A 10,717-nucleotide genomic window follows, 5' to 3' on the forward strand; every position below is an offset into this window, starting at 1 on the left:
TTCATAATCAATTATTAAAATTGAATATTTTATAGAACGCGTACAGCTCCTTTCGCTGCACTTGTTGTATGCATTGCATAAACTTTTAACGCTTTTGATACTTTACGTTTACGTTCTTCTTTCGGATGCCAGCCTTTCGCTTCTTGCACTGTACGACGATGTGCCATAGTCGCATCATCAACGTTTAAGTGAATCGTACGGTTTGGAATATCGATTTCAATAGTATCGCCATCTTCAACCAAACCAATTGCACCGCCTTCAGCCGCTTCTGGTGAAACATGACCAATCGAAAGACCTGATGAACCACCAGAGAAACGACCATCTGTTACCAATGCACAGTCTTTTCCTAAACCTTTCGATTTAAGGTAGCTGGTTGGGTAAAGCATTTCTTGCATACCCGGACCACCACGTGGACCTTCGTAACGAATCACCACCACATCGCCAGCTTTAATATCATGACCCAAAATTGCGTCTACAGCCGCATCTTGGCTCTCAAATACACGCGCTGTACCAGTAAATTTCAAGATTGATTCATCAACACCTGCAGTTTTCACGATACAACCATCAAGCGCGATGTTGCCGTATAGAACCGCTAAACCACCATCTTTAGAGAATGCATTTTCTGCATTACGGATAACGCCTTTTTCACGGTCGCCATCTAATGTTGAATAATAGCGATTTTGCGAGAATGCAACTTGAGTTGGAACACCACCTGGTGATGAACGATAGAATTCATAAACGTCTGCATCTTCAGTACGAATAATGTCCCACTTATCTAATGCATCTTTTAAAGTTTTCTCGTGTACAGTCGGTACAGATACATCAAGCAAATTCGCGCGATCAAGTTCACCTAAGATCGCCATGATACCGCCAGCACGATGAACATCTTCCATATGAACGTCTTGTTTTGCAGGCGCTACTTTAGACAATACAGGAACTCGACGTGATAATTCGTCAATATCGTCCATTGTAAAATCAACTTCAGCTTCACTTGCCGCAGCCAATAAATGCAGAACGGTATTGGTTGAACCACCCATTGCAATATCAAGAGTCATCGCATTTTTAAATGCAGCCTTGGTTGCAATCGAACGAGGTAAAATGCTTGCATCTTCTTGTTCATAATAGCGCTTAGCCAATTCAACAATAAGTTGGCCTGCTTTTAAGAATAATTTTTTACGGTTTGCATGCGTCGCAACAATCGAACCATTACCCGGTAAAGATAAACCTAAAGCTTCTGTTAAACAGTTCATTGAGTTTGCAGTGAACATACCTGAACATGAACCACAGGTTGGACATGCCGAACGTTCAAATTCTTCAACTTCTTCGTCTGTATAACTTTCATCAGCCGCAACAACCATTGCATCAACAAGGTCAATCGCTTTTTCATTACCGCGGAACTTAACCTTACCAGCTTCCATTGGTCCGCCAGACACGAAAACAACAGGAATATTCAGACGCATCGCAGCCATGAGCATTCCCGGAGTAATCTTGTCACAGTTTGAAATACACACCATGGCATCTGCACAGTGTGCATTCACCATATATTCAACTGAGTCAGCAATCAAATCACGTGATGGTAAAGAATAAAGCATGCCGTCATGCCCCATTGCGATCCCGTCATCTACTGCGATCGTATTGAACTCTTTAGCAACACCACCTGCTGCCTGAATTTCTGCTGCGACAAGCTGCCCTAGATCTTTAAGATGTACATGGCCCGGCACAAATTGAGTAAATGAGTTGACCACCGCAATAATCGGTTTGCCGAAATCCTCATCTTTCATTCCTGTTGCACGCCATAAGCCACGTGCGCCAGCCATATTTCTTCCGTGTGTCGATGTTTTTGAACGATAGTCAGGCATTAGTGTTTCCAACAAGTTGTGCTTGAGCGGAATTTTTCCCGCTCTGGCGAATGATACTGATATAGCGTTAGATCAGTCGGAATATTGACTCATCATCATAATTTGATCATTCTCCATTCTATAGAAGCAAATAATATTCGGAAAGCCAAGAACAGTAATAGACAGTCAATATTTAGCAAAACTTACATGAATAATTTTTTATTTTTTCATAACCTTTTTTTATCAATAAAAGTTTTTCAATAATTTTTTGTTCACTATTTAAAAACTAAAATGCTCAGTCGCCATGAGTTTAGGGCTTCAATCGTTTTTCACGTATACTACGCCTAAACTCTTTTTGGATTGCATTTGTGAAAATTATTTTTGCTGGCACCCCCGAATTTGCTGCAACAGCATTGGCGGCTTTATTAAAAACTTCCCATGAAATTATCGCGGTTTATACTCAGCCAGATCGTAAATCGGGTCGTGGACAAAAACTAACGCCTTCTCCTGTAAAACAACTTGCTCTTGAGCATAATATCCCTGTTTATCAACCCCTTCACTTCAAAGCTTCAACCGAAGAAGGTTTAGCAGCTCAACAAGAACTGGCAGCTTTAGGCGCAGATGTGATGGTGGTTGCAGCCTATGGTTTAATTCTTCCACAAACTGTGCTCGATACACCGAAATATGGCTGTTTAAATATTCACGGCTCACTATTACCACGCTGGCGCGGTGCAGCACCAATTCAGCGTGCGATTGCAACAGGTGATGAAGAAACCGGAATCACAATCATGCAGATGGCTGCTGGTTTAGATACAGGCGATATGATGTATAAAACATACTGCCCAATTACTGCCGAAGATACCTCAGCGACATTACATGACAAACTCGCAGCTCAAGGTGCAACAGCAATTTGTGCGGTACTCGAGTCAGAAGCAACACTACAAAAATATTTGGCAGAACGCGAAGTTCAAGACGAAAGCTTAACGGTCTATGCTCATAAACTCGTAAAATCAGAAGCTCGTATTGATTGGGCAATTGATGCTATTCAAGTTGACCGAAATATCCGTGCTTTTAACCCTTGGCCAGTCGCTTTTGTTCAACTTGATGAAAATAATGCTCTGCGTGTCTGGAACTCTCTAGTTTCTAGCCAAACGAAAGCAAGTGCCCAAGCTGGTGAAATTATTGCAATCGATAAACAAGGTGTGCATGTTGCTTGCGGTGAAAATACATTTATTTGTCTGACTAGCGTGCAGTGGCCGGGTGGTAAAGCATTAAACGCTCAACAAATTGCACAAACTCAAAAACTTCATGTAGGACAAATTTTGCCATGAGTCAGGTTACCTCAAATTCCTCACGTTTTAACCTGCGTGCTCAAGTCGTCCAGACATTATTAAAAGTTCAGCAAGGCCAATCACTCGCTAGTATTTTAAACACACAGCTCAATCAAGTCGCTGAGCGCGATCGCGCTTTGTTTCACGAACTTGTTTTAGGTACATTGCGCCAATGGTTTGCACTTAAATCAATTAGCCTACCTCTACTCAGCAAGCCTCTAAATAATGAGACAGTAGAAACCTGTCTTTATGTTGGTCTTTATCAAGTTTTATGCACGCGTATTGCAGCACATGCTGCTATTTCAGAAACAGTAGATGCAACAAAACAACTTGGATTCCCTGCTCTCAGCGGCATTGTGAATGCAATTTTACGCAGAGCTACTCGTGAAACTGATGACTTTCAGCAAGGTTTACAGCAGGCGCATGGCTTACCAAGCTGGCTTTTCAAACGCTTAAAAAAGGATTGGGGCGAACAAGCTGAATCTCTTTGCCAATCATTAAAACAAATCGCTCCTTTAACCTTGCGAATTAACCAGCGTCATATTGGCCGTGATGCTTATTTAGCAAAACTACAAAGTTTAGAAATTCAGGCACGTGCATGTACTTTGTCTGAGGCAGGTATTGTTCTTGAACAATCTGTACAAATTACTCAACTACCTGGTTTTGAACAAGGTTGGTTTTCCGTACAAGATGAACACGCTCAGCTTTGCGCAACATTATTGCCAGATTTGAACGATAAAATAGTAATTGATGCGTGTGCTGCCCCAGGCGGTAAAACTGCTCATTTACTTGAAAAATTTAAACCTGCTCAGCTCATTGCGATTGATCAGGACCCAAGCCGTTTGGTGCGTGTAACTGAGAACTTAAATCGCTTAGCACTTGATCAAAGTCATACAGAGATTTTGGCAGCCGATGCAACTCAATGGGTACCTGCACAGCCAGTAGATTGTATTGTGCTCGATGCACCTTGCTCTGCTACAGGTGTTATTCGTCGTCATCCTGACATACGCCTATTGCGCCAATCTACCGATATAGCTCAAACCATTGAACTACAAAGGCAGATCTTGGACCACATGTGGCAACAGCTTAAAGTTGGCGGCACATTGCTTTACATCACCTGTTCAATTTTAAAAGCTGAAAATGAACAGCAAATGATGACTTTTTTTGCTGAAAATCTAAATGCAAAAGAGATCAAGATTGATGCTAATTGGGGAATCGAGCAAACCCATGGTCGCCAATTACTGCCACAAGCGCAGTCTGGTGATGGGTTTTATTATTGTAAAATCCAAAAAATTGCATAAAAAAAGCAGGCTTTAAGCCTGCTTTTTTACTTGATCAGCATTAAAGTGTGTGCTGATCCTTTACTTCTTCTAAGACATCATCTAACTCTTCAGGATGTTTCGATAAATGGATAATGGACAAAGCCAAGCCACCCCATAAAAACACCATCGAAATTACCATCATTACGATTGCTGAAGTATTCATTATTCTATCCTCCTAGCGATCTTTCATTTTGCTTAAAACAATTGCAACGACTGCACAGAAAATCACACTGCCCCAGCCGAATACACCTTGTAAGCTCATACTATAAGTATCATAGCCATTTTTGATCAAATTAAATACAGTCATACTGAGTGTAGTTAACAAGATTAATGATGTAATGACTGTTAAAGTGAAATCCCATCCCTTACCTAATTGAATAGTTGAGATGCGATTGACATGATCACGAAGTTCTTTCAGTGCAGAACGTTTAAACCAAGTCACGGCTATAATAGAAAGTAAAGCACCGCCAATAATACCGATGTTATTGATAAAGTGATCAACGATATCAACCAGCTTAATTGCGTTTACACTTGAGAATAAAATAATTGATACAAGCGCACTACCACCGCCAATAATGGTTACAGCTTTTTTACGACCCCATTTCAATTTATCTTGCATTGCTGCAATAGGTACTTCCAAAATACTCACCATCGAAGAAATACCTGCGACGAAAAGTGAAGAGAAGAATAAGAAACCAAATAAATCGGCACCTGTACCTAAACTTGAAATAATTTTAGGGAATGCAATAAATGCTAACCCAATCCCGCCACTCACAACATCTTTAACTTCAGTACCTGCCGCATGAGCCATAAAACCAAGCGCTGCGAAGATACCAATACCAGCCAAAATCTCTGTTGATGGATTGGCAAAACCAACGATTAAACCAGAACCTGTTAAATTCGTTTTTGGTTTCAAATAAGATGCATAAGTCACCATGATCCCGAAACCGACAGAGAGGGAGAAGAAGGTATGGCCATAAGCCGCTAACCAAACTTTATAATCCATCATTGCTGACCAGTTCGGCGTAAAGAAAGCATTTAAGCCTTGAACCGCGCCTGGTAAACGTAATGATTGAATCACTAAAATAGTGAAGAGAATGAATAATAAAGGCATGAAAATCTTATTCGATAATTCCACACCTTTTTTCACACCACCATAAAGAATGATTAGAGTAAGTGCCCAAATCCCAACAATCGGCCAGAATAAATGACCTACAAACTGTAAATCAAAACCGGTTGCTTTTGTGGTCTGCAAATAGGTATTAAAGAAGAAACCTTCCGGATCACTTCCCCACATTTGACCAATAGAGAAGTAAACATAACTACCAGCCCAAGTGAGTACACTTGCATAATACAAACCAATGATGATACAGACACAAACTTGCCACCAACCTAATGTTTCCCCGCCTTTAAATAGGGCACGATACGCTTTAGGAGGTGAACCAGTACTACGATGTCCTACCGCATAATCTAAAAATAGTAACGGTAAACCAGCAGTAATGAGTGCCAATAGATAGGGAATAAGAAACGCACCACCACCATTTTCATAAGCAACGTATGGAAAGCGCCAGATATTACCTAAGCCTACAGCCGAACCAACGGCTGCAATAATAAAACCAGATCGTGACGTCCAGTTTTCACGAGAATCTGTCATAGAACACCTAATGTTAAAAGATTACTTATTTTTACTGCTATTGTTGATTGTTATTCCGCATGCAAAAAAAGAACCAAAAAATACTTTTGTGTTTGTAGAAAATAAAATGCACCTTTTGAGTATTTTTATTCTCTTAACAAACAAGCAAAAATAGAAAATTCTTCCTTAAAGATTTTTGTCCATTTTTTGCCCCTATATAGCTGAACAATACCTGTTTTTATTTCTTTTTACTGTAATTTCCGTCAGAAATTTTACGAATTTTCTGAGTTTTTTTCACAATTGGTTATTTTTCAGCTAATATTTACGTTCTACTACTTGTAGATTAAAATTATTATTTAATGCAATTTTATTGCAATCCCTGAAAATACTTATTTAATTACTCAACTTATCCACTAATTTATTTTTAACTCCCTAGTTATCAATTAAAATTTAATAAGTCCCATACGATTGACAAAATTTATACTAAATTTTCTAAAAGATTAAATTCATTTAAATGAGGAAGAAAATATTAATTATTTGAATTAAATTAATTTTTTTAAGGTTTAAAAATTTACTCATATCACATACCTCAAATCCTTATTTTTTATCAATGCATCTGTAGCAAGATGTCTATATCATGCGCTCAAAGATTTCTTTTATGTGGATGTAAAAATGAAAATATTAAAAATATCTTTATTAACGCTCGGGATGGGCTTAAGTGGCTTTGCTCAAGCAGACTTCGTAGGAGTAAAAGGCGACGTAGGTTACTGGTTCTATGACGGTAAAGCTAATATGTCTTCTCAATCACCTGAAGATCAAGATTTAGATCAAAAAGGTAGTGCTCAAATCTCATTAGCAGTAGAACACCCAATTCCATTTATTCCAAATGCAAAAATTCGTTATGTAAATTTAGATACCGAAACTAAATCAGAAACTTTAGGTCAAGCCAACTATAAAGTTGATTTAGATCATAGCGATTTTATCCTCTACTACGAGTTACTAGATAATATCGTAAGTGTAGATGCTGGTCTTGGTGCCACTGTATTAAATGGTGATATTACTGCGTATACAGGTAAGCGCGTGGATATTGATAAAACATATCCTATTGCTTATTTGTCAGGTGAAGTAAAACTTCCGTTTACAGGCTTAAGTGCTAAAGGTGAAGCAACTTATACAAACTTTGATGATGCACGAATTACAGATGCACTGGCAGAAGTAAAATATAAATTTGCAGATAACCTACTCATTGATCTGGGTCTAACAGCAGGCTATCGCGTACTTAATATCGACTTAGATGACTACGATAACAATGATCTTAAATTTGAGTTTAAAGGCCCATATGTAGGTCTAGAAGCACATTTCTAAATCAGAATTTCAGAACTAAAAAAGAACTCGATATGAGTTCTTTTTTATTTAAATCATATCTACATAACCTAAATATTCTCGAATTCTTTGACACCATACTTGAATATTTGGATATAACTTTAAATTAAAGCCACCTTCTTCAGCGACATGTGTGTATGCATATAAGGCAATGTCAGCAATAGTTAATTGATCTCCAACAAGATAGTCGTGATCTACTAAAGCTTTATCCATAATAGATAGTGCTTTATGGCCTTTTGGCTGTAAATTATGGTATTCCTCTATTCTTTCTGGTGGTAACCCTAAATATTTATTAATAAAACGAGCAACTGCAATAAATGGTTCATGACTATACTGCTCAAAGAACATCCATTGATACATTTTGGCTTTAATAAAAGGATCTGTAGGAATAAATTTTGTTCCTTCAGCCAAGTAACCCAATATAGCATTCGATTCGCTCAAAACACGACCATCTTCTAGGACTAATACAGGTATTTTTCCATTAGGATTTAAGGACAAAAAATCAGCTGATTGAGTTTCTTTGTTTAAAATATCAACGTGGATCCATCTATGATTAATATTTAATAAGGAAAGTAATAGTTTTATCTTATAGCAGTTACCTGAACCGACATCACCATAAATTATCATAGATGCTCTTCCCTTATTATGCATACTTAAAAGATTAATTTTCTTATTATTTATAGCACAACTCTTCCTTAGTATTTTTATATTTATTTCCCACACATATATTTTTTATCACAATAAAAAAACACCCCCATTCATTAGAACGGGGGTGTTTAGAATAATGAGCTGGCGATGACTTACTCTCACATGGGTAACCCCACACTACCATCAGCGCTAAGAGGTTTCACTTCTGAGTTCGGGAAGGGATCAGGTGGTTCACTCTTGCTATGGTCGCCAGCACAACTGTTTATGGATACTTGCTTCGTTTTATTCACTGTGTGATACGTTGCGTTTTCCAAATCTTTACAGATGGGCTGATTGGTCTGATTTTTCGTTGTTCATTTTAGCTAGTAGTATAACTAAATCAAGTTGCTTTGCATGTTTATGAATCGATTGATGCTTCATATACAACTGCTTGGGTGTTGTATAGTCAAGCCTCACGAGCAATTAGTATTGGTCAGCTTCACATATCACTATGCTTCCACATCCAACCTATCAACGTCCTAGTCTCGAACGGCTCTTTAGAGGAATAAATTCCTAGGGAAATCTTATCTTGAGGTAGGCTTCCCGCTTAGATGCTTTCAGCGGTTATCCCTTCCGAACATAGCTACCCGGCGATGCGACTGGCGTCACAACCGGTACACCAGAGGTTCGTCCACTCTGGTCCTCTCGTACTAGGAGCAGATCCTCTCAAATTTCCAGCGCCCACGGTAGATAGGGACCGAACTGTCTCACGACGTTCTAAACCCAGCTCGCGTACCTCTTTAAATGGCGAACAGCCATACCCTTGGGACCTGCTTCAGCCCCAGGATGAGATGAGCCGACATCGAGGTGCCAAACACCGCCGTCGATATGAACTCTTGGGCGGTATCAGCCTGTTATCCCCAGAGTACCTTTTATCCGTTGAGCGATGGCCCTTCCATACAGAACCACCGGATCACTAAGACCTACTTTCGTACCTGCTCGACTTGTGGGTCTCGCAGTTAAGCGCGCTTTTGCCTTTATACTCTACGCGTGATTTCCGACCACGCTGAGCGCACCTTCGTACTCCTCCGTTACTCTTTAGGAGGAGACCGCCCCAGTCAAACTACCCACCAGACACGGTCCTCGTCCCGGATAACGGGACAGAGTTAGAACCTCAACATTACCAGGGTGGTATTTCAAGGACGGCTCCATTGGAACTAGCGTTCCAACTTCAAAGCCTCCCACCTATCCTACACAAGTAAGGTCAAAGTTCAGTGTCAAGCTGCAGTAAAGGTTCACGGGGTCTTTCCGTCTAGCCGCGGGTACACTGCATCTTCACAGCGATTTCGATTTCACTGAGCCTCTGCTGGAGACAGCGCCGCCATCATTATGCCATTCGTGCAGGTCGGAACTTACCCGACAAGGAATTTCGCTACCTTAGGACCGTTATAGTTACGGCCGCCGTTTACTGGGGCTTCGATCAAGAGCTTCGCTTACGCTAACCCCATCAATTAACCTTCCAGCACCGGGCAGGCATCACACCCTATACGTCCACTTTCGTGTTTGCAGAGTGCTATGTTTTTAATAAACAGTTGCAGCGGCCTGGTTTCTGCGGCTGTCGTCAGCTCAGGAAGCAAGTTCCATCACCAACAACAGCGTACCTTCTCCCGAAGTTACGGTACCATTTTGCCTAGTTCCTTCAGCAGAGTTCTCTCAAGCGCCTTGGTCTACTCGACCTGACCACCTGTGTCGGTTTCGGGTACGATTCCTGTGTAACTGAAGCTTAGAGACTTTTCCTGGAAGCATGGTATCAGCCACTTCACTGTACAAGTACAGCTTGCTATCGGATCTCAGTATAGAGTACCCCGGATTTGCCTAAGATACATACCTACATCCTTCCACCTGGACAACCAACGCCAGGCTGACTTAACCTTCTCCGTCCTCTCATCGCATTACACAGAAGTATTGGAATATTAACCAATTTCCCATCGACTACGCCTTTCGGCCTCGCCTTAGGGGTCGACTCACCCAGCCCCGATTAACGTTGGACTGGAACCCTTGGTCTTTCGGCGAACGGGTTTTTCACCCGTTTTGTCGTTACTCACGTCAGCATTCGCACTTCTGATACCTCCAGCATACTTCTCAATACACCTTCATCGGCTTACAGAACGCTCCCCTACCACTTGACTAATGTCAAATCCGCAGCTTCGGCACATAGTTTTAGCCCCGTTACATCTTCCGCGCAGGCCGACTCGACTAGTGAGCTATTACGCTTTCTTTAAAGGGTGGCTGCTTCTAAGCCAACCTCCTAGCTGTCTATGCCTTCCCACATCGTTTCCCACTTAACTATGATTTTGGGGCCTTAGCTGGCGGTCTGGATTGTTTTCCTCTTGACTACGGACGTTAGCACCCGCAGTCTGTCTCCCGGATAGTACTCATAGGTATTCGGAGTTTGCATCGGTTTGGTAAGTCGGGATGACCCCCTAGCCGAAACAGTGCTCTACCCCCTATGGTATTCGTCCGAGGCGCTACCTAAATAGCTTTCGGGGAGAACCAGCTATCACCAGGCTTGATTAGCCTTTC

At 40.9% G+C, this 10,717-nt stretch carries 7 protein-coding genes and 2 rRNA genes; 3 read left to right on the forward strand and 6 right to left on the reverse strand.

From position 1 onward, the window contains the following. Positions 1-29 precede the first annotated feature (29 nt). Complete coding sequence (ilvD, locus tag F928_RS18655; protein ID WP_005804318.1) at positions 30-1,859, reverse strand: dihydroxy-acid dehydratase; 1,830 nt, start codon at positions 1,857-1,859, stop codon at positions 30-32. Between the two features lie 347 nt (positions 1,860-2,206). Between ilvD and fmt the strand changes: the two genes are divergently transcribed. Beyond that, positions 2,207-3,169: a methionyl-tRNA formyltransferase gene (gene fmt, locus F928_RS18660; protein ID WP_002119247.1), complete on the forward strand. Its 963-nt coding sequence runs from the start codon at positions 2,207-2,209 to the stop codon at positions 3,167-3,169. Further along, positions 3,166-4,470, forward strand: a complete 1,305-nt coding sequence (gene rsmB, locus F928_RS18665; protein WP_002119099.1) for a 16S rRNA (cytosine(967)-C(5))-methyltransferase RsmB — start codon at positions 3,166-3,168, stop codon at positions 4,468-4,470. Before fmt ends, rsmB begins: the two co-directional genes overlap by 4 nt. A gap of 40 nt (positions 4,471-4,510) precedes the next feature. Here rsmB and F928_RS18670 read toward each other — a convergent pair whose 3' ends face one another. Together F928_RS18670 and F928_RS18675 are read right to left on the reverse strand one after the other, a co-directional pair. Continuing rightward, positions 4,511-4,654, reverse strand: coding sequence for a methionine/alanine import family NSS transporter small subunit (locus tag F928_RS18670; RefSeq protein WP_002119126.1), 144 nt, complete (start codon positions 4,652-4,654; stop codon positions 4,511-4,513). A gap of 12 nt (positions 4,655-4,666) precedes the next feature. Next, positions 4,667-6,145, reverse strand: coding sequence for a sodium-dependent transporter (locus F928_RS18675; protein WP_005078794.1), 1,479 nt, complete (start codon positions 6,143-6,145; stop codon positions 4,667-4,669). A 639-nt stretch (positions 6,146-6,784) separates the two neighbouring features. Here F928_RS18675 and F928_RS18680 point away from each other — a divergent pair. Further along, positions 6,785-7,489 (forward strand): TIGR04219 family outer membrane beta-barrel protein, encoded by a 705-nt coding sequence (locus F928_RS18680; RefSeq protein WP_079381041.1) that lies wholly within the window; start codon positions 6,785-6,787, stop codon positions 7,487-7,489. Positions 7,490-7,537: 48 nt separating this feature from the next. Here F928_RS18680 and F928_RS18685 read toward each other — a convergent pair whose 3' ends face one another. From F928_RS18685 to F928_RS18695, 3 genes are all read right to left on the reverse strand, one after another. After that, positions 7,538-8,134 carry a glutathione S-transferase family protein gene (locus F928_RS18685; RefSeq protein ID WP_002119262.1) on the reverse strand — a complete coding sequence of 199 codons (597 nt, stop codon included), beginning with the start codon at positions 8,132-8,134 and terminating at the stop codon, positions 7,538-7,540. Between the two features lie 160 nt (positions 8,135-8,294). Next, a 5S ribosomal RNA gene (gene rrf / locus F928_RS18690) occupies positions 8,295-8,409 on the reverse strand. A 187-nt stretch (positions 8,410-8,596) separates the two neighbouring features. Then, positions 8,597-10,717, reverse strand: a 23S ribosomal RNA gene (locus F928_RS18695); the annotation flags it as partial.

The organism is Acinetobacter pittii ATCC 19004 = CIP 70.29 (assembly GCF_000369045.1).
Lineage (GTDB): Bacteria > Pseudomonadota > Gammaproteobacteria > Pseudomonadales > Moraxellaceae > Acinetobacter > Acinetobacter pittii.